Consider the following 19,460-nt stretch of genomic DNA (forward strand, 5'->3'; position numbering starts at 1 on the left):
CGGCAAAGTCAACGACGCACTCGAGCGACGTCAGGCGCGGAGTCGATCGGCCAGGAAAGCACGCGCCTCGTCCTGCATCGCCGCCGAAGAGACGTGCCCCGCGTCGTGGAACGACCCGGCGTAGCCCGCCGAGCCGGCCAGAGCCGCGTCGGCCGCCTGCATCCCGGCTGCGGGGAAGAGGGGATCGTATCGGCCGTACTGCACGAGCACCGACTGTCCGCGCCCCGGTCGAGCGAGCTCGGGCCAGTCTCCCGCCGACCGGATGCCGGGACTGTGCAGCAACCACGAATGGGTGTCGATCTCGGCGGGGACGAGTGAGGCGAACGTCGCCATCATGCAGGTGACGACGGTCGCCGAGATGCGTCGATCCAACGCTGCCGCGAGCACCGCCCGTCCGCCGCCGCCCGACAGTCCGAAGGTGCCGAGCCGAGCAGGGTCGACCCCCGGCAGCTCGGCGAGGACGTCGAGGGCCGCGAGGTCGTCGCTCGCGACGGCCCCGGCGAGGCTCGACCCGAGCATTCCGGCGGCCTTGGCGAGCGAGTCCTCGTGCAGCGTCGAGATCGCGTCGAACCGGTCTGCGGCGCTGGGGTCCTCGCCGCGTTCGCGCCAGAGCGCCTCGCGGACCGCGATGTGCTCGGCCAGGCGCGGCGTCGGTCGGGTCAGGTCGAACGCGCGGCTGCCCCACGAGAACGTGTCGTGCGCGAGCACCGCGAATCCGTCGCGCGCGAGGTCGTTCGCGGGGGCTCGACCGTCGTAGACGTCGCGTCGCAGTCGGGCGGCGGTCGGGTGAGGGTGGCGGTCGGTCTCGACGAGCTGCTCCGCGCCGACCGAGCGGACTCCGCCGTGGCAGTGCAGTGCGAGCAGGCCCGGAAGGGCTGAGCGGATGCCGGCCGGGCGCAGCAGCCACGCCCGCGTCCGCGGTCCGTACGGCAGCTGCCAGCTCAGCTCCGAGCCGTCGACGCCGTCGTTCGACCAGGTGTGTTCGACGCGGATGTCGGCGGCGGACGGCCTCCGCACGCCGAGGGCGCGGGCGAGCGCGTCGCCGCGCTCGTCGCCCGGCCGATGCGGTGTCGTGCGCTCGAGGTACGCGGGCCAGTCGGTATAGCCGGCGAGGGGCCCGGAGGGGTGGGGAGCATCGACCGCACCGGCGTCGCGGGCGAGCGTGGGCGAGGTGTCCGGCGACGTCATCGTGGCTCCGATCGGGGGGAACGCTTGTGCGTCCACGTCGATAGTGTATCTTCACAGAAAGCGCTTTCTGAGCGCTCTGCATCGCTCGACGACGAAGCGATGGATGTGTCGAGGAGGACCGGATGAGCGCCATCGGCGAGCTGTCCCGGCTGCGGCGTCCCGCCGGGCGGGCTGCGCGGGAGAAACCGCGCGACACGAAGGCGGCGATGGTCTTCCTCGCTCCCTGGTTGCTCGGGCTCGTACTCGTCACCGTGTTGCCGATCGCGGCATCCCTGTACCTGTCGTTCACGAAGTACGACCTTTTCAACGCCCCCGAGTTCATCGGCATCGACAACTACGTCCGGATGGCTCAGGACCCGCGCCTCGCGGCATCCCTCGGCGTCACGTTCGTGTACGTCCTCGTCGGCGTCCCGCTCGCCATGGGCGCGGCACTCGGCATCGCTCTGCTGCTCGACAAGGGGCTGCGGGGGCTGGCGTTCTACCGCTCGATGTTCTACCTGCCCTCCCTGCTCGGCTCCTCGGTCGCGGTGGCGATCCTGTGGAAGCAGATCTTCGGCGTCGACGGGCTCGTCAACCAGTTCCTCGCGATCTTCGGCATCGAGGGTCCCGGGTGGATCTCGAACCCCGACACGGCGCTGTCGACGATCATCCTCTTGAGCGTGTGGGGCTTCGGTGCGCCGATGGTCATCTTCCTCGCCGGTCTGAGACAGATCCCGGTGATGTACTACGAGGCCGCCGCGATGGACGGCGCGGGATCCGTCCGCCAGTTCTTCTCGATCACGCTGCCGCTGCTCAGTCCGATCGTCTTCTTCAACCTCGTCCTGTCGATGATCGGAGCGTTCCAGGCCTTCACCCAGGCGTTCATCATCTCGAACGGATCGGGCGGACCGTCCGACTCGACGCTCTTCTACACGCTGTACCTCTACCAGAAGGGGTTCACGGCGTTCGACATGGGCTACGCCTCGGCCATGGCCTGGCTGCTGGTGGCCATCATCGCGGGCTTCACCGCCGTGAACTTCGCTCTCTCCAAGCTGTGGGTGTTCTATGACGACTGAACTGATCACGACCGCCGACCGCAAGGACGCCCGCGAGCGCCAGCGGGCGCGGCGGCGCGAGGAGCTGGGCCTCGGTCGTCGGAGCCGGGCGGGCGCACTCGCACGGCACGTCTTCCTCATCGCGACCTCGCTGCTGATGCTCTACCCGCTGCTGTGGATGATCGTCAGCTCGCTGCGGCCCAACGACGAGATCTTCCGGCTGCCGGGCCTATGGCCGCTGTCCTTCGAGGTCGACAACTACATCGAGGGGTGGAACGCCCTCTCGCCCTCGTTCGGCACCTACCTGTGGAACTCGCTCGTCGTCGTCGCGGGGTCGATCATCGGCAATCTCGTGTCGTGCACGATGGCCGCCTACGCCTTCGCTCGCCTGAACTTCCACTTCAAGCGCACGCTCTTCGCGATCATGCTCGTGACGATCATGCTGCCCGTGCACATCGTCATCGTGCCGCAGTACATCATGTTCAGTCAGCTCGGGCTCGTGAACACTTTCTGGCCGCTCATCCTGCCGAAGGCCCTCGCGACCGACGCGTTCTTCATCTTCTTGATGGTGCAGTTCATCCGCGGCATCCCGCGCGAGCTCGACGAGGCGGCGCGCATCGACGGCGCCGGGCACGCCCGCATCTTCCTGCAGATCCTGCTGCCGATGATGACTCCGGCCCTCGCGACGACCGCGATCTTCACCTTCGTCTGGGTGTGGAACGACTTCTTCGGGGCGCTGATCTACCTGAACAACCCCGACCTCTTCACCGTGCCGCTCGCGCTCCGCCAGTTCATGTCGGCGCAGGGGGCCTCGAACTTCGGCGGCATGTTCGCGATGTCGGTGGTCTCGCTCGTACCGGTCTTCCTGGCCTTCCTCTTCGGTCAGCGCTTCCTCATCCGCGGCATCGCCACGACCGGCATCAAGTAGGCGGCGACCGGCGCCGGCGCCGGCGCCGGCGCTGGCGCCGGCTCGGGCGCCGAGCGCTCCGGCTCAGGCCAGGAGCGCTCCGACCTCCGCGTCGGTCAGGCGGCCGTCGGCCACGAGCAGCCGGTACGCCCGACGGACCGGGGCGTCGGGGGATGCCGCGACCGCGCGGTCCCAGGCGAGGGCCGCGCCGATGCCGGGGTACCCCGCCACCCGGACGAACCACGGATCGGCGGCCGAGGCGTCGTCGGCGGGGGCCAGCGCGACGGTCGCCTCTGCCGGCCGGCCATCGGTCGGATCGGCGAAGGCCGCCGACCACGCGAGCCACGGCGCGACCGTCCCGTGCACTGCTTCCTCGCCGCGAGCCGACGGTGTGCGCACGTCGATGTCGGCACAGGCGGGAAGCCGCCAGGCGAGCCCGCCGTAGCCGCCTCCGATGCGCCCGTTGCTCCCGGGTCCGCCGAGCATCACGGTGCGATCGCCCGCCGGCGCCAGCTCGAACGACAGCGCGATCACGGCGGATCGGTCGTCTCGGTGCATCACCCGCAGCTCGCGACGCTCGCGCACCACGACTCCGCCGTCCGGGCCGATCCAGCGCATGTCGAGCACTGCGCCGTCGGCGAGGTGCTCGACGCGAACGATCTCGATGCGGCCGTGGTCGTCTCGCCAGATATAGTCCTCACCCGGCGTGTAGGTGCGGCCGCCCCAGAAGTTGGTGCCGTCGACATCCTGCAGCGCGACGCTGACGCCGAGGTGCCAGTCGTGATCGGCGGGGTGGTGATCGGTGACGGTCACGCCGCCCGGGGTGCGCAGCGGATGCAGGTACGGGCGCGGACTCGACGAGCGCGCCGTGTCCGCGCCGTCGACGAGCTCGGCGAGCGGCGAGCCGGCGCCGGCCCCGGTGCTGGGCAGCGTCAGCACGACCTCGTGAACCGTGCGCCGCGCCCAGGGGAGGTGCAGCTCGGCGAAGGTCGCCTCGGCGTCGACGGCGCGGACGACCGCGTCCTCGATGCCGTCGACGACGAGCCGCCGGGCCGGGCCCTCGCCGCGCGGGCTGACGAACGCGGGGTCGATCTCGTGCGGCGCGGTGCGCCCGACGGCGTCGATGACCGCGACGAACGCGCCGGACGCCGCCAGGGGCGACAGCAGCGCGACGCCCTCGTCTCGATGATCGAGGAGGTTCTCGAACAGGTCGTCGCGCTCGAAGCGCTCACTGCGGCCATCGATCTCGACGACGTCCTCCGTGTAGAAGAAGCGTGCGGAGCGGCGGCGCCCGTGCACCTCGACATAGGGGTCGACCTGCTCGTCCGCGCACAGCGTGAGCCCGGCGGTGACACGGATGCCGCGGGTCGTCGACACGCGCAGCAGGCTCGTGTCATCGCCCTCGATGGCATTGGCGCGGTAGAGGTCTGCGGTGACCTGTGTGATGTCGGCGACAGCTGTCGTTCCGGCGATCGCGAGGGCGGTGGCGGTCGCGTGGGCGAGCGGGTTGGTCGTGACCCCGTCGACGACGGCGACGCCGTCGAGCTCGCGGCGCCCGGCCCACCGGCTGCGCTCCCAGTACGCGCGGTCGCGTGCCCAGAGCCCGACCGCCCCGATCGCCCGGATGGGCCCGAGGTCGAAGCGGTCCTCGGCGAAGGCTCGAAGCGCACGCGATCCGAGGCTCTGGAAGCCCACCTGCACCCGCGCGCCCGAGGTTGCGGCGGCCTCCTGGAGCACGCGGAGGTCGGCGAGCGTCAGCACCGGCGGCTTCTCGAGGTAGAGGTCGATGCCGCGGCCCACGACCGTGCGCGCGAGCTCGAGGTGGGTGTGGAGCGGGGTCGCCACGATGACGACGTCGATGTCGTCGGTCGCGGCGAGCAGGGCCGGCAGGTCTGCGAAGACGCGCGTGTGCTCGGGCAGGGCGCCCGGTGCCGGCGGGCGGGGGTCGGCTGCCGCGACGAGCCGCACGCGATCGCCCAGGCGGCGGAGGTTGTCGAGGTGCACGGTTCCGTAGCCGTGGACGCCGACGAGGGCGATGGTGGTGGTGCGTGGCATCCGTTTCTCCTGACGTCGCTCCCATCATGACAGCAAGCGCTTTCCCGTGTGCATCCCGGATAACGCAGGGGTCTCACGGAGGATGCGGTGGCGCGACACCCTACGGTAGGGCGCGCGGGGCGTCGATGGGGAGTGCTGTCCGCGACGGGCGGGCGTGGCGCGCGTTAGCGTCGAGGCACACCGATCCGAGGAGAACCGCCATGGCATCACCCGCATCCCGTCTTCCGCGCACGCGGCTGCACGCCGGCCTCGTCGTCGCGGCCCTCGGACTCGCCGCGCTGACGGGCTGCTCGCCGGCGGGGGATCAGAGCGGAGCGGCCTCGAGCGCCGCGCCCGAGACCACCGCGGCCTCACCGTCACCGTCGACGTCGGCGCCCGCTGCGGCATCCGGTTCCCTCGACCGTGCCGAGCTCGCCGACCTGTTCAGCGGCATCCAGTTCCGCCCGGCCCAGTACGACACGATCGCCGCGATGCTCGAGTCGATCCACCCCGGGCTGACGGTCTCGGATGCCGCGTGTCTCGCTCCCTTCGGTGCCGGGTGGGAATCGGCGGGCGATGCCGTCGAATGGGGCACGAGCAACGATCGGTCGATGACGGCGGTCGTGGCGTCAGCGGCCGACGAGGCGGCTGCCGAGGCGCTCGTGGCCCAGGCCGACGACGCGATCGCGCGCTGCGCAGACGGTCAGGAGCTGTTCGCCATGCAGGGGGTGCCGGTCACGACAGCGGTCGAGCCGTTCGATCTGGCCGTGACGGGAGCGGACGACGTGCAGGGGTGGCGGGTGACCGGAGACGTCGGCGGGTCGCCCTTCGCCCTCGTCGGCGCGACGGTGCGCACCGGGCAGAACGTTCTCGCCCTCGTGGGCTGGGATCCCGAGACGAGCGCGGACTACGTGCCGCAGGCGACGCAGCTGTTCGTCGACCGGATCGCGCAGGCGGCCGGCTGATCCGCGCCGAGGGGTTTGCGGCAGCGCGACCTGCACCTAACATGGACGCGTGGCTCGGAAACCGCTTTCCCGTCCCGCGGACCTGATCGACGGCGCTCGTCCGGCACGATCCGTCCTGCGGCTGCTCGCGCGGCGTCCTGGGCGCATGGGCGTCGCGATCGGCGCCTTCGCGTTGAAAGAGATCCCGATGTGGTTCCTGCCGGTCATCACGGCGGCGATCATCGACATCGTCGCGAGCGGGGGAGAGGTCAGCGCGGTCATCGGGTGGTTCCTGCTCGCCGCGGCCCTGCTGCTGCAGAACTACCCGAACCACATCCTCTACACGCGCAGCTTCATGACCGTCGTGCGCGACACCGGCGCCGACCTGCGCAACGCGCTCGCCGCGCGGCTGCAGAGCCTGTCGATCGGATATCACTCCCGCGTCAGCTCGTCGATCGTGCAGACCAAGGTCGTGCGCGATGTCGAGAACGTCGAGCTCATGCTGCAGCAGGTCACGCACCCGCTGCTCTCGGCGACGATGGTCATGATCGGCGCCCTCACGATGACCGCGATCGCGGTGCCCCAGTTCCTGCCGGTCTACGCCCTCGCGGTGCCGATCGCGATCGGCATCCGGTACGGCATGCGAAACCGGTCGCGCGAGCGCAACGCCGTCTTCCGGCGCGAGGTCGAGGTGTTCTCGGCACGGGTGGGCGAGATGGCCTCGCTCATCCCGGTCACGCGTGCGCACGGCCTCGAGGAGACGGCCGTCACCCGCGTCTCGCGCGGCGCCGAGGGGGTGAGGCGTGCGGGGCTGCACCTCGACATGCTGAACGGCCACGTCGCCTCGATCTCGTGGGTGGCGATGCAGCTGCTCGGCGTCGGATGCCTCGTGCTCGCCGCGGTGTTCTCGCTCACCGGCATCCTGCCGATCTCTCCCGGCGAGGTCGTGCTGCTCTCGACATACTTCACGCTGCTCACGCAGGGGCTCACGCAGCTGCTCATGCTCATCCCGGTCGGGGCGCGCGGACTCGAATCGGTGCGCTCGATCGCCGAGGTGCTGCAGGAGCCCGACCTCGAGCAGAACGAGGGCAAGCGCCGCGTGGATCGTGTCGTCGGCGACATCCGCCTCGAGCGAGCCGGCCACCGCTACGCGGGGGCGAGCGACGACGCGCTGCACGAGATCGACCTGCACATCCCCGCGGGCCGCACCTACGCATTCGTCGGCTCGTCGGGGTCGGGGAAGTCCACGCTGCTCAACCTCGTGCTCGGGTTCGTGCGTGCGACGAGCGGGCGCCTGACGATCGACGGGTCCGATGTGCAGGAACTCGACCTGCGCTCGGTGCGCCGCGCCGTGTCGGTCGTGCCGCAGGAGTCGGTGCTCTTCGAGGGCACGATCCGCGAGAACGTCGCCTACGGGCTGCCGGACGTCAGCGACGAGCGCATCGAGCGGGCGCTGCGCGACGCCAACGCGTGGGAGTTCGTCAGCGACCAGCCGGACGGCTGGGACACCGTGGTCGGCGAGCGGGGAGCGCGCTTGTCGGGCGGGCAGCGGCAGCGGCTCGCGATCGCGCGTGCGCTCGTCCGCGACCCCCGCATCCTGCTGCTGGATGAGGCGACCTCGGCGCTGGATCCCGAGTCGGAGGAGCTCGTGAAAGAAGCTCTCGCGCGGCTCATGACCGGCCGCACGACCCTCGTCGTCGCTCACCGTCTCTCGACGATCCGTCAGGCCGACCGCATCGTCGTCCTCGAGCGCGGGCGCATCGTCGAGCAGGGCTCGCATGACGACCTGCTGGCCGCCGCAGGCCGCTACGCCCACCTCCACGCGACCCAGTCCTGACCCCCCCACCCCTCCGTCGACTCGCCAGGACATGCGGATGCCGGCGCCCCCCGCATCCGCAGTTCGTGGCGAGTCGACGGGTTCACGACAGGAGAACTCATGCTCAGGGAGATCTACCGCGACCCGGTGTACGACGGGGCGACCGATCCGGTCGTCGTCATCGAGCCGGGCGGCGGCTGGTGGATGTTCTACACGCAGCGACGGGCGACGCATCCCGACCCCGGGCCGGGCGTCTCGTGGGTGCATGGCTCGCGCATCGGCGTCGCTCGATCGCGCGACGGGGTCGATTGGCACTACGCGGGCACGCTCGAACCGGATGGCGGCGGGCTCGGACTGACCGCCGGGCCGCCCCCGGCAGACGTCGACCGCACGCACTGGGCTCCCGAGGTCGTCTTCGACGGCACCGGATGGCGGATGTACCTGACCGAGATCGACGGCGTGCCCGACCGCTGGCCGGGGCACGCCCGCACGATCGTCGCGTACCGCTCGTCCGACCTGGTGTCGTGGCACCGGCTCGGACCACTCGATCTCGCGAGCGACCGCGTCATCGACGCCGGCGTCGCCCGCGGCCCCGACGCGAGATGGCGGCTCTGGTACAAGGACGAGGCTTCCGAGTCGATCACCCGCGTCGCCGTGTCGGACGATCTCGAGTCGTGGAGCGACGGCGGCATCGCGATCGACGGACGTCCGCACGAGGGCCCCAGCGCCTTCGAGCTCGACGGGAGATGGTGGATGATCGTCGACGAGTGGCGGGGGATGGGCGTCTTCGTCTCGGACGACACCGTCCACTGGGTGCGACAGGGCGGCCCCGACGACGTCGTGCTCGGTGCCGGCACGGTGCCTGGCCGGGGCTTCGGGCACCACGGCGCCCCGGTCCGCGACGGTGACACGCTCTGGTACTACTTCTTCGCGCAGCCGGCCACCACTCCGGATGCCGGTGGCGACGGGGCTGCGGCGGCCGACGTCGAAGCCCGCCGGTGCGCCGTCTACCGGGTGCGGCTGCGTGTCGACGCGGGCCGCCTCGTGTGCGAGGCTGAGTCGTCGCACTGAGACCGGTAACAGTCGCGGGATCACGGGTCGGAATCGGTTCCCCCGAGTTTCTTGCGAAACGTTTCATCGCGTAGTACCGTTGCCGGCAAGCGCTTTCCCGAACGCGGGGCGGCGCGCACCTGCACACACGGACAATGGACGTTCGCGCGCACCGAGACGACGACGTTCGGCAGAGAGGACAATGATGTTCAGCAGAAAGCGGGCACTGGCAACGGTCGCCATCGCGACGGGCGCAGCGCTCACCCTGGCGGGCTGCGCCGGCGGCGCGACGCCGGCCGCCGACGCGACTTTCGACCCCGACGAGAAAGTCACCCTGAACCTGGCGTTCTGGGGCAACGACGTTCGCGCGCAGCTCTACAACGAGGCCATCGAGGCGTTCAACGAGGAATACCCGAACATCACGGTCAACGCGACCTTCCTGACCTTCCCGGAGTTCTGGGAGAAGCGTCAGACCGAGGCCGCGGGCGGTGGGCTTCCGGATGTCATGCAGTTCGACTACTCGTACCTGCGCCAGTACTCCGAGAACAACCTCCTGCTCGACCTCGAGCCCTATCTCGGCGACATCATCGAGACCGACGCGCTCCCGCAGAACATCCTCGACATCGGCGTCGTCGGCGACACGACCTACGGCATCGCGACCTCGACGAACGCCTGGGGCATGTTCACCAACCCGAAGCTGCTCGAGCAGGCGGGCGTGGCGGACTTCGCCGGCGGGTCGTGGGACGACTACTCCGAGTGGATCGCGAGCGTCACCGACGCGTCGGGCGGTGCGTACTGGGGCGGCACGGACTACACCGGCCGCATCCAGAACTTCGAGCTGCAGCTGCGCTCCGAGGGCTCGCAGCTGTTCGACGAGGACGGCGAGCCCGGCTTCGACAAAGAGCGACTCACCGAGTTCTGGGAGGACGGCGCCGAGCTCCGCGAGAGCGGTGCTGTCATCGGGCAGCAGCGCCTCGAAGAGGCCCTGCCGCTCTCGGGCTTCGACGCCGCGCTGACGGCGAGCGAGCTGACGTGGGACAACTTCGGCGGCGGGTACCTCGGCAACCTCGGCGAGGGCTACACCGAGCTCGGCCTCGTCGCCCCGCCGGTCACGAAGGAGGGTGCGAAGGACCTGTACCTCAAGCCCTCGATGCTCCACACGATCTCGGCGAAGACCGAGCACCCCGCCGCCGCGGCGACGCTCGTGAACTTCCTCGTCAACTCGCCCCAGTCGGGTGAGATCTTCGGCACGAACCGCGGGCTCCCCGCCTCGCAGACCGCGCTCGACGCGGCCGACCTCGACCCGCTGAGCCAGCAGGTCAAGGAGTACGAGGAATCGATCGCCGACCGCCTGGGCGACGCCCCGCCGGTGCCGATCGTCGGCTACGGCACGATCGAGGAGGAGTTCCGCAAGCTCGGCACCGAGCTGGCCTTCGGCACCATCACCGTCGACGACGCCGTCGACCGCTTCTTCTCGCAGATGGACATCACCCTCAACGGATGACCCGTTGCCGCGGGCCGGTGCGCAGCGCCGGCCCGCGGGCCCGCATCCTCCCCGCATCCTCAGGAGCATCGTGACCACTACCGCCACACGGGTGATCGTCACCAAGGAGTCGCCGCGCCGCGGCCTCGTCCGGAAGCAGCGCCCCGAACACCTCGATCGCCCCGGCGCCCGCAAGCGCGCGGCCCGCGAGACCATCGCGGGGTACGGCTTCCTCCTGCCGTGGCTCGTCGGGTTCTTCGGGCTCACGCTCGTGCCGATGGCGTACTCGCTGTACCTGTCGTTCACGAGCTACAACATCTTCGCGCCGCCCAAGTGGATCGGCCTCGACAACTACATCCGGCTCTTCACCAACGACCCGAGCTTCATGCAGTCGGCGCAGATCACCTTGATCTACGTGCTGGTCGGCACGCCGATCTCGCTCATCGCGGCGCTGCTGATCGCCCTGCTGCTGAACTACCGCGACAAGGGTGCCGCCTTCTTCCGCTCGGCCTTCTACGCTCCCTCGCTCATCGGCGCCTCGGTCTCGGTCGCGATCGTGTGGCGCGCCATGTTCGCCACGAACGGTCCCGTCGACAACGGCCTGAACGTCTTCGGCATCGACCTCGGCGGCTGGATCGGAAACCCCGGCCTCATCCTGCCCATGATGATCCTCCTGGCCGTCTGGCAGTTCGGCGCCACGATGGTCATCTTCCTCGCCGGCCTCAAGCAGATCCCGAAGGAGCTGTACGAGGCGGCCGAGATGGACGGCGCCAACGCCCTGCGCCGCTTCCGCGCCGTGACGGTGCCGATGCTCTCGCCCGTCATCTTCTTCAACCTGCTGCTCGGCCTCATCGGAGCGTTCCAGGTCTTCGGGTCGGCCTACATCATCTCCAACGGCACCGGCGGCCCCGCCGGGATGACGAACTTCATCACGGTCTACCTCTACAAGACCGGTTTCGCCGACGGCCGCATGGGCTACGCCGCTGCGATCGCGTGGGTCCTGCTCGTCGTCGTCGCCATCATCGCCCTCATCCTCTTCCGCACCCAGAAGTCGTGGGTGCACTACTCGGGAGACAACCGATGACCACGTCACCCACCTCACCGCTCACGAGCGAGGCCATCTTCGCCGAGCAGCAGACCACGCCGATGCCGCCCGCCCGCCGCCGCGTGAAGCGCAAGACCTGGCAGACGATCGTCTGGTTCGCCGTCCTCATCGTCATCACCGCGGTCGTGCTCTACCCGCTGGTCTGGCTGCTGCTGTCGACCTTCAAGCCCAACAGCGAATTCGGCCAGAACATGGGCCTGCTGCCGAACGCGCCGACGATCGACAACTACATCAAGGTCGCCGAGGGCATCGCCGGCGTCCCGATGTGGCGGTTCTTCGCCAACTCGCTGCTGATCGCCGGCGTCTCGGTCATCGGAACGGTGCTCTCGTCGGCGCTCGCGGCCTACGCCTTCGCCCGCCTGCAGTTCAAGGGCCTCGGCATCCTGTTCGCCGCCATGATCGGCACGCTGCTGCTGCCGTTCCACGTCGTGATCATCCCGCAGTACATCATCTTCAACAATCTCGGGATGGTCGACACCTACTGGCCGCTGCTGCTGCCGAAGTTCCTCGCGACCGAGGCGTTCTTCGTCTTCCTCCTGGTGCAGTTCATCCGGCAGATGCCGCGCGACATGGACGAGGCCGCGAAGATCGACGGCGCGGGGCACCTCCGCATCTTCTGGTCGATCATCCTCCCGCTCATCAAGCCGGCGCTCATCACGTGCGCGATCTTCAGCTTCATCTGGGCGTGGAACGACTTCCTCGGGCCGCTGCTGTACCTCACGAGCCCCGAGAACTACCCGCTGCCGATCGCGCTCCGCCTCTACAACGACCAGACCTCGTCGAGCGACTACGGGGCGACGGTGACGGCTTCGTTCATCGCGCTGGTGCCGATCCTGCTGTTCTTCATCGTCTTCCAGAAGTTCCTGGTCGACGGCGTGGCCACGCAGGGTCTGAAGGGCTAGCGATGTCGACCGACGAGCGTCCGCGCACGCGGCGCGAACAGCGCGCAGCGGTGAGGGCCGACCGTTCCGGCAGCGGTCCGACTCTCGACGCGCGCCCGCAGCTGCGGCATCCGGGTGCTGCCGGGGCGTTCGCCCTGCTCGGCGAGGTGCTGCTGATCGGGCTCCTCATCGGCGTCGTCTCGCTCGCCGTCGTCACCCTTCCGATCGCGCTCGCGGCCGGAGTGCGGCACCTGCGACGCTATGTCGCCGCTGACGACTCGAGGCTCGCCCTGTTCTGGGCGGACGTGCGTGCCGGTCTGTTGCCGGGCGCGGTCGCCGGGCTCGTGACCGTCGTCGCGGCGCTCATCCTGCTGCTCGACATCGACCTGGCCCGATCGGGCTTCCTCCCGGGCGGTGCCGTCGTCGAGGCGGTCGGCTGGGCGGGACTCGCGGCGCTCGCCGTCGCGCTGCTCCTCGCCGCCGGGGCCTGGAGCCCCGCACTCGGCTGGCGGGGCGCGATCCGATCGATCCCGGATGCCGCCCGCGGCGACCTCGTCGGGACCCTGTACCTCCTCGCCACGGCCGCCTTCGTCGTCGTGGTCACCTGGGCGCTGCCGCCCCTGTTCGTCGCCGGCATCGGCTGCGCCGCGCTCGCGGTCGTGGCGATCCCCGCCCGGCCCCGCCACACCTGAGACCCGTCCCCCCGGGCCCGCTCCCGATGAAAGGACTCCCATGAAGGCCACCCGCCTGCTCGCAACCGTCGGCATCGTCGCCGCCGGTGCGCTGGCACTGACCGGATGCGGCGGTGCGCAGACGCCTCCCGCAGCCGCATTCGACCCCGACGAGAAGGTCACGCTGACCTACGCGTTCTGGGGCAACGACGATCGGGCGAAGCGCTATGACGAGCTGATCGCGGCGTTCAACGAGGAATACCCGAACATCACCGTCAACGTCAGCTTCACCGACTTCCCGAGCTACTGGGAGAAGCGGCAGACCGAGGCCGCGGGCGGGGGGCTGCCCGATGTCTTCCAGTTCTCCGACAGCTACCTGCGCCAGTACGGCGAGTCGGGCAACCTGCTCGATCTCGCGCAGGTCGCCGACCAGGTCGACATGTCCACGTTCGACGAGGGGCTGCTCGGCACCGGAGCGCTGGGCGGCACGCAGTACTCGCTGCCGACCGGATACAGCCTGTGGGCGAACTTCGTCAACGACGACCTCGTCGCGCAGGCCGGGGTCGCGGCGCCCGAAGGCGGCACCGATTTCGCCGAGTTCGATGAGTGGATGGCCGAGGTCACCGAGAAGACCGGCGGCGCCGTCTACGGCGGCACGGACTACACCCAGCGCATCCAGGCGTTCGAGCTGGTGCTCCGGGCAGACGGCGGCAACCTGTACACCGACGACGGGGAGCTCGGGTTCACGAAGGACCAGCTGCGCGAGTTCTGGGAGAGCGGCGCGGGCCTGCGCGACGGTGTCGCGGTGCCGCAGCAGCGACTCGAGGAGCTCTCGCCCAAGTCGGGCTTCGGGGCCGCGCTGACCGCCAGCGAGATGAGCTGGAGCAACTTCCTCGGCGGCTATCTCGCCGACTCGGGCGCCTCGTCGATCTCGATCGTCGCGCCGCCGACGGCGAAGGAGGGCTCGAAGGACCTCTATCGCCAGGCCGGCCTGCAGGTCGCGATCTCTGCCAAGACCGAGCACCCGCAGGCAGCCGCACTGTTCCTCGACTTCGTCGTGAACTCCGAGGCGGCGGGTCAGATCTTCGGCACGACGCTCGGCTTCCCGGCATCGAGCTCGAAGCTCGCGGGCGCGACGCTCGAGGGCGCCGACAAGCAGGTCGCCGACTACATCGAGTCGGCCGCCGATCGCATCGGGGATGCCCCGCCCGTGCCCGTCGCCGGATACGGCTCGCTCGAGCAGACGTTCTGGGAGCTCGGCAAGTCGCTCGGGCTCGGAACCACGTCGGTGGACCAGGCTGTTGACCAGTTCTTCTCCGAAGCCGAGGTCGTGCTCGGCTGAGGAAGACCGCCACGTCGGGGATGTCGCGCGCGGAAGCGCGGCATCCCCGCTGACCCAAGGAATGACATGACGCCGACGAACGCCGCCATCGACCCCCGTTTCGAGATCTCCCGCATCGATCGCCGCATCTTCGGCGGCTTCGTCGAGCATCTCGGCCGTCACATCTACGACGGCATCCACGAACCGGGTCATCCGTCCGCGGATGCCGACGGTTTCCGGTCGGATGTCGTCGAGCTCATCCGCGAGCTCGGGGTGTCGACCATCCGCTATCCCGGCGGCAACTTCGTCTCGGGATACCGGTGGGAGGACGGTGTCGGGCCGCGCGAGGAGCGGCCGCGACGTCTCGACCTCGCGTGGCACTCCACGGAGACCAACGAGGTGGGCCTGCACGAGTTCGCGCGCTGGCTCGAGCTCGTGGGCAGCGATCTCATGCTCGCCGTCAACCTCGGAACGCGGGGCACGCAGGAGGCGATCGACCTGCTCGAGTACGTCAACGCCGACGCCGACACCGCGTGGACCCGACAGCGCGTCGCGAATGGGCGGCGCGACCCGTTCGGCGTGCGGATGTGGTGTCTCGGCAACGAGATGGACGGCCCCTGGCAGCTGGGTCACCGCAACGCCGACGACTACGGCAAGCTCGCCTCGCGCACGGCCAAGGCGATGCGGATGCTCGATCCCGACGTCGAGCTCGTGGTCTGCGGCTCGTCGGGCAGCGGCATGCCGACGTTCGGGTCGTGGGAGCGCACGGTGCTCGAGCACACGTTCGACGACGTCGATTTCATCTCGTGCCACTCCTACTACCAGGAGCGCTTCGGCGACGCGCAGGAGTTCCTCGCGTCGGGCGTCGACATGTCGCGCTTCATCGAGTCGGTGGTCGCCATCGCCGACGCGGTCGCGGCGACGAAGAAGAGCGACAAGCGCATCATGATCTCCTTCGACGAGTGGAACGTCTGGTACCTCCACAACGACGAGGGAGGTCAGGACGACAAGCCGCGCGAGCCCGGCTGGCCCGTCGCGCCGCGCTTGCTGGAAGACCAGTACCACGCACTGGATGCGGTCGTGTTCGGCGACCTGCTCATCACGCTGCTCCAGCACAGCGACCGCGTGCGATCGGCCTCGCTCGCGCAGCTCGTGAACGTCATCGCCCCGGTCATGACCGAGCCCGGGGGTCCGGCATGGCGCCAGACGACGTTCTATCCGTTCTCGCTCACCTCGCGTCTTGCGGGGGAGCGAGCGGTGTCGGTGCCCGTCACGTCGGGTTCGTTCGAGAGCGAGCGCTTCGGCACCGTTTCGAACGTCAACGCGGTGGCCACCGTGGATGAGGGCGGCACGTCGCTGTTCGTCGTGAACCGATCGACGGTCGACGCGGAGGACCTGCGCATCGACGTGTCGGCACTCGGGGCCGCGCGGGATGCAGCGGTGTCGATCGTCGAATCGCACCTGCTGCACGACGACGACCGTTATGCCGCGAACACCCTCGACGACCCCGACCGGGTCGGCGTGGTGCCGGTGCCGGGAATCGCGGTCGAGGACGGCATCCTCTCGCTGTCCCTGCCCCCGATCTCGTGGGCGGCCATCCGGCTCGGCTGACCCGACGCAGCGTCCGCGCGCGCAGGCTTGCGCCCGCGGACGGCCGCCCTCTACAGTATGGGAAAGCGCTTACCACCTCACCGGTGAGCGGACGAAGCAAAGGAACGCCCGTGTCAGAGACGACCACCCTCAGCCCCGCGCCGGAGACGGGGACCGCCCCGCAGGTCCGCGAGATCGGCATCATCATGAACGGCGTCTCGGGCCGGATGGGCTACCGTCAGCACCTCGTCCGCTCGATCCTCGCGATCCGCGACCAGGGCGGCATCGAGCTTCCGGACGGGACCAAGGTCACCGTCAAGCCGCTCCTCGTCGGACGCAGCGAGGCGAAGCTCGCCGACCTCGCCGCCAAGCACGGCATCGAGGACTACACGACCGACCTCGACGCCGCCCTCGCCGATCCGCGCTGGGAGATCTACGCCGACTTCCTCGTCACGAAGGCCCGCGCGTCGGCGCTGCGCAAGGCGATCGCCGCCGGCAAGACGATCTACACCGAGAAGCCCACCGCCGAGTCGGTCGACGAGGCGCTCGAGCTCGCGAAGCTCGCCGCCGAGGCGGGGGTGAAGACCGGTGTCGTGCACGACAAGCTCTACCTCCCGGGCCTGCAGAAGCTGAAGCGCCTCATCGACTCGGGCTTCTTCGGCCGCATCCTCTCGGTGCGCGGCGAGTTCGGCTACTGGGTGTTCGAGGGCGACTGGCAGCCCGCGCAGCGCCCGAGCTGGAACTACCGTGCCGAAGACGGCGGCGGCATCATCGTCGACATGTTCCCGCACTGGAACTACGTGCTCGAGAACCTCTTCGGCGACGTCAAGACCGTCTACGCCCAGGCGGCCGTGCACATCGCCGACCGCTGGGACGAGAACGGCGAGCACTACACCGCCACGGCGGAGGATGCCGCCTACGGCGTCTTCGAGCTCGAGGGCGGCATCGTCGCGCAGATCAACTCGTCGTGGACGGTGCGCGTCAACCGCGACGAGCTCGTCGAGTTCCACGTCGACGGGACGCACGGCTCCGCCGTCGTGGGTCTGTTCGGCGCGAAGATCCAGCCGCGCAACGCGACCCCGAAGCCCGTGTGGAACCCCGACCTCGAAGACACGCACGATTACGACGCCGACTGGCAGAACGTGCCCACCAATGACGTCTTCCTCAACGGCTTCCGTCAGCAGTGGGAGGAGTTCCTCACCTCGTACGTGACCGAGACTCCCTACGAGTTCGACCTCCTCGCCGGTGCCCGCGGAGTGCAGCTCGCCGAAGCCGGCCTGCAGTCGAGCCGCGAGGGCCGCAAGGTCGAGCTGCCGGCTCTGAGCATCTGAGCGCCGCACGATGACCGACCTCACCCTCCTCGGCGCCGACGGCGCCGTCACCTCCGTTCCGTTGAACGATGCGCCCGGGTTCGCCCGGCCGGAGACGCCGCTGCGCAGCCGGGTCGCGTACGCGGCGGCCCACGTGGTTCCCGTCGTCTCGGCCGACAACACCCCGGGCCAGCCGGCTCAGATCGACTGGGACGCCACGCTCGGCTTCCGCCGCGCCGTCTACTCCTGGGGTCTCGGCGTGGCCGACGCGATGGACACCGCGCAGCGGAACATGGGGCTCGACGCCGCCGCGACGCGCGAGCTCATCGCCCGATCGGCCGAGGTCGCGCGCGAGGAGGGCGGCTCGGTCGTCGTCGGCGTCAACACCGATCACGTCGACGACGAGCACATCTCGCTCGATCAGGTCATCGACGCCTACAAGAGCCAGCTCGCGTTCACGGAGGACCAGGGTGCAGGTCCGGTGCTCATGGCGTCGCGGCACCTCGCCCGCGCGGCGTCGTCGGCCGACGACTACCGCCGGGTGTACCGCGAGGTGCTGGCCGCGGCATCCGGTCCGGTGGTCCTGCACTGGCTCGGCACCGCCTTCGACCCGATCCTCGCGGGCTACTTCGGCTCGCCCGATTGGCGCGCGGCATCCGACGTCCTCGTCGAGGTCATCGAAGAGAACGCCGACAGGGTCGCGGGCGTGAAGATGAGCCTGCTCGACGCCGCGTCCGAGGTGTCGGTGCGCGAGCGGCTGCCCGAGGGCGTGCGCATGTTCACCGGCGACGACTTCAACTACGTCGGCCTCATCGGCGGCGCAGACGTGCCCCGGGCGACCCAGCCCGAGCGCGACCCCGCCTCGGCGCGGCAGCACTCCGACGCGCTGCTCGGCGCCTTCGCGGCGATCACTCCGGTCGCCTCCGCCGCCATTCAGGCGCTGGACGCGGGCGACGCCGACCGCTACCTCGCGATCCTGGGGCCGACAGAAGAGCTCAGCCGGCAGGTCTTCGCGGCCCCGACGTTCTACTACAAGACCGGCGTGGCCTTCCTGTCGTGGCTCAACGGCCATCAGGCTGCGTTCCAGATGGTCGGCGGACTGCACTCGGCGCGCAGCCTGCCGCACCTCTCGCGGATCGTCGAGCTCGCGAACGCGTCGCACGCTCTCGAACAGCCGGAACTGGCCGCGGACCGCTGGCACGCGATGCTGCGTCTGAACGGAGTCCGGGCATGAGCGTCGTCGACCCGCGCCTGTCGATCAACCAGGCCACGATCAAGTACGCCGACCTCGCGACCGCGCTGCGGGTCACCGCGGATGCCGGGATCGAGGCGATCGGCCTGTGGCGCGAGCCCGTGCAGGAGGTCGGTCTGGCCACGGCCGCCGCCATGCTGACGGATTCGGGCCTGCGGTTCACCACACACTGCCGGGCGGGCTTCTTCACGATGCCGGAGGGTCCCGCCCGGCGCTCCTCGATCGATGACAACCGGGTCGCGATCGACGAGGCCGCCGCGCTCGCCGTCGCCGGTGCCCCCGGCTCGACGGCGATCCTCGTGCTGGTCGCGGGCGGCCTTCCCGAGGGGTCGCGCGACGTCGTCGGCGCCCGGGAGCGGGTACGCGATGCGATCGGCGAGCTCGCTCCCCACGCGAAAGCGGCGGGGGTGACGCTGGCGATCGAGCCGCTGCATCCGATGTTCGCCTCCGACCGCTGCGTCGTCTCCACGCTCGGCCAGGCGCTCGACATCGCTGCCGATTTCGAGCCCGAGGTCGTCGGCGCCACCGTCGACACGTTCCACATCTTCTGGGACCCCGACGTCCTGCCCGCCATCGAGCGGGCCGGGCGCGAGGGTCGCATCGCGACATACCAGGTGTGCGACTGGCGAACGCCGCTGCCCGAGGATGTCCTGCTCAGCCGCCACTACCCGGGCGACGGGGTCATCGACTTCGCATCGCTGACCCGGGCCGTCGAGGCGACGGGATACGACCGCGATATCGAGGTCGAGATCTTCAACGCCGACATCTGGGCCGCGGATCCCGCCGAGGTCGTGCGCCGCACCGCCGAGGCCTTCGGTGGGGCCGTGACGCCGCACCTCTCGGGCGCGCGGACCCCCACCGCATAGACTCGGCT

The 19,460-nt window shown here is 69.9% G+C and carries 16 protein-coding genes; 14 read left to right on the plus strand and 2 right to left on the minus strand.

From position 1 onward, the window contains the following. Positions 1–30: 30 nt before the first annotated feature. The gene (locus C1N74_RS02895; protein ID WP_258317985.1) at positions 31–1,224 is read right to left on the minus strand and encodes an acetylxylan esterase; all 1,194 of its coding nucleotides are present in this window, start codon (positions 1,222–1,224) and stop codon (positions 31–33) included. Between the two features lie 86 nt (positions 1,225–1,310). Here C1N74_RS02895 and C1N74_RS02900 point away from each other — a divergent pair, with 86 nt between their 5' ends. Together C1N74_RS02900 and C1N74_RS02905 are read left to right on the plus strand one after the other, a co-directional pair. After that, positions 1,311–2,243 carry a carbohydrate ABC transporter permease gene (locus tag C1N74_RS02900; RefSeq protein WP_023952491.1) on the plus strand — a complete coding sequence of 311 codons (933 nt, stop codon included), beginning with the start codon at positions 1,311–1,313 and terminating at the stop codon, positions 2,241–2,243. Beyond that, entirely contained in the window at positions 2,233–3,150 is a 918-nt protein-coding gene (locus C1N74_RS02905) for a carbohydrate ABC transporter permease (RefSeq protein WP_023952489.1), read from the plus strand. Before C1N74_RS02900 ends, C1N74_RS02905 begins: the two co-directional genes overlap by 11 nt. A 63-nt stretch (positions 3,151–3,213) precedes the next feature. Here C1N74_RS02905 and C1N74_RS02910 read toward each other — a convergent pair whose 3' ends face one another. Continuing rightward, on the minus strand, positions 3,214–5,184 hold the full coding sequence (locus tag C1N74_RS02910) for a DUF6807 family protein (RefSeq protein ID WP_137749927.1): 1,971 nt from the start codon (positions 5,182–5,184) through the stop codon (positions 3,214–3,216). Positions 5,185–5,384: 200 nt separating this feature from the next. Between C1N74_RS02910 and C1N74_RS02915 the strand changes: the two genes are divergently transcribed. From C1N74_RS02915 to C1N74_RS02970, 12 genes are all read left to right on the plus strand, one after another. After that, entirely contained in the window at positions 5,385–6,128 is a 744-nt protein-coding gene (locus C1N74_RS02915) for a hypothetical protein (RefSeq protein ID WP_137749928.1), read from the plus strand. Positions 6,129–6,177: 49 nt separating this feature from the next. After that, positions 6,178–7,944: an ABC transporter ATP-binding protein gene (locus C1N74_RS02920; protein WP_071918533.1), complete on the plus strand. Its 1,767-nt coding sequence runs from the start codon at positions 6,178–6,180 to the stop codon at positions 7,942–7,944. 99 nt (positions 7,945–8,043) lie between these two features. Continuing rightward, positions 8,044–8,994, plus strand: coding sequence for a hypothetical protein (locus tag C1N74_RS02925; protein ID WP_137749929.1), 951 nt, complete (start codon positions 8,044–8,046; stop codon positions 8,992–8,994). Between the two features lie 184 nt (positions 8,995–9,178). Then, positions 9,179–10,477, plus strand: coding sequence for an ABC transporter substrate-binding protein (locus tag C1N74_RS02930; protein WP_023952480.1), 1,299 nt, complete (start codon positions 9,179–9,181; stop codon positions 10,475–10,477). A 70-nt stretch (positions 10,478–10,547) separates the two neighbouring features. Then, a complete protein-coding gene (locus C1N74_RS02935; RefSeq protein ID WP_036304677.1) occupies positions 10,548–11,540 on the plus strand; it encodes a carbohydrate ABC transporter permease in 993 nt (330 codons plus the stop codon). Beyond that, positions 11,537–12,463: a carbohydrate ABC transporter permease gene (locus C1N74_RS02940; protein WP_023952478.1), complete on the plus strand. Its 927-nt coding sequence runs from the start codon at positions 11,537–11,539 to the stop codon at positions 12,461–12,463. The genes C1N74_RS02935 and C1N74_RS02940 overlap by 4 nt, the downstream gene beginning before the upstream one ends. A 2-nt stretch (positions 12,464–12,465) precedes the next feature. Then, positions 12,466–13,134: a hypothetical protein gene (locus C1N74_RS02945; RefSeq protein ID WP_137749930.1), complete on the plus strand. Its 669-nt coding sequence runs from the start codon at positions 12,466–12,468 to the stop codon at positions 13,132–13,134. 40 nt (positions 13,135–13,174) lie between these two features. Further along, complete coding sequence (locus tag C1N74_RS02950) at positions 13,175–14,455, plus strand: ABC transporter substrate-binding protein (RefSeq protein WP_137749931.1); 1,281 nt, start codon at positions 13,175–13,177, stop codon at positions 14,453–14,455. A 66-nt stretch (positions 14,456–14,521) separates the two neighbouring features. After that, on the plus strand, positions 14,522–16,045 hold the full coding sequence (locus tag C1N74_RS02955) for an alpha-N-arabinofuranosidase (RefSeq protein WP_137749932.1): 1,524 nt from the start codon (positions 14,522–14,524) through the stop codon (positions 16,043–16,045). 185 nt (positions 16,046–16,230) lie between these two features. Then, positions 16,231–17,355, plus strand: a complete 1,125-nt coding sequence (locus C1N74_RS02960) for a Gfo/Idh/MocA family protein (protein WP_064956238.1) — start codon at positions 16,231–16,233, stop codon at positions 17,353–17,355. Between the two features lie 10 nt (positions 17,356–17,365). Then, positions 17,366–18,568: a dihydrodipicolinate synthase family protein gene (locus tag C1N74_RS02965; RefSeq protein WP_064956192.1), complete on the plus strand. Its 1,203-nt coding sequence runs from the start codon at positions 17,366–17,368 to the stop codon at positions 18,566–18,568. Next, the gene (locus tag C1N74_RS02970; RefSeq protein WP_137749933.1) at positions 18,565–19,452 is read left to right on the plus strand and encodes a sugar phosphate isomerase/epimerase; all 888 of its coding nucleotides are present in this window, start codon (positions 18,565–18,567) and stop codon (positions 19,450–19,452) included. Before C1N74_RS02965 ends, C1N74_RS02970 begins: the two co-directional genes overlap by 4 nt. Positions 19,453–19,460 lie beyond the last annotated feature (8 nt).

Source organism: Microbacterium sp. SGAir0570 (assembly GCF_005491085.2).
Taxonomy (GTDB): Bacteria; Actinomycetota; Actinomycetes; order Actinomycetales; family Microbacteriaceae; genus Microbacterium; species Microbacterium arborescens.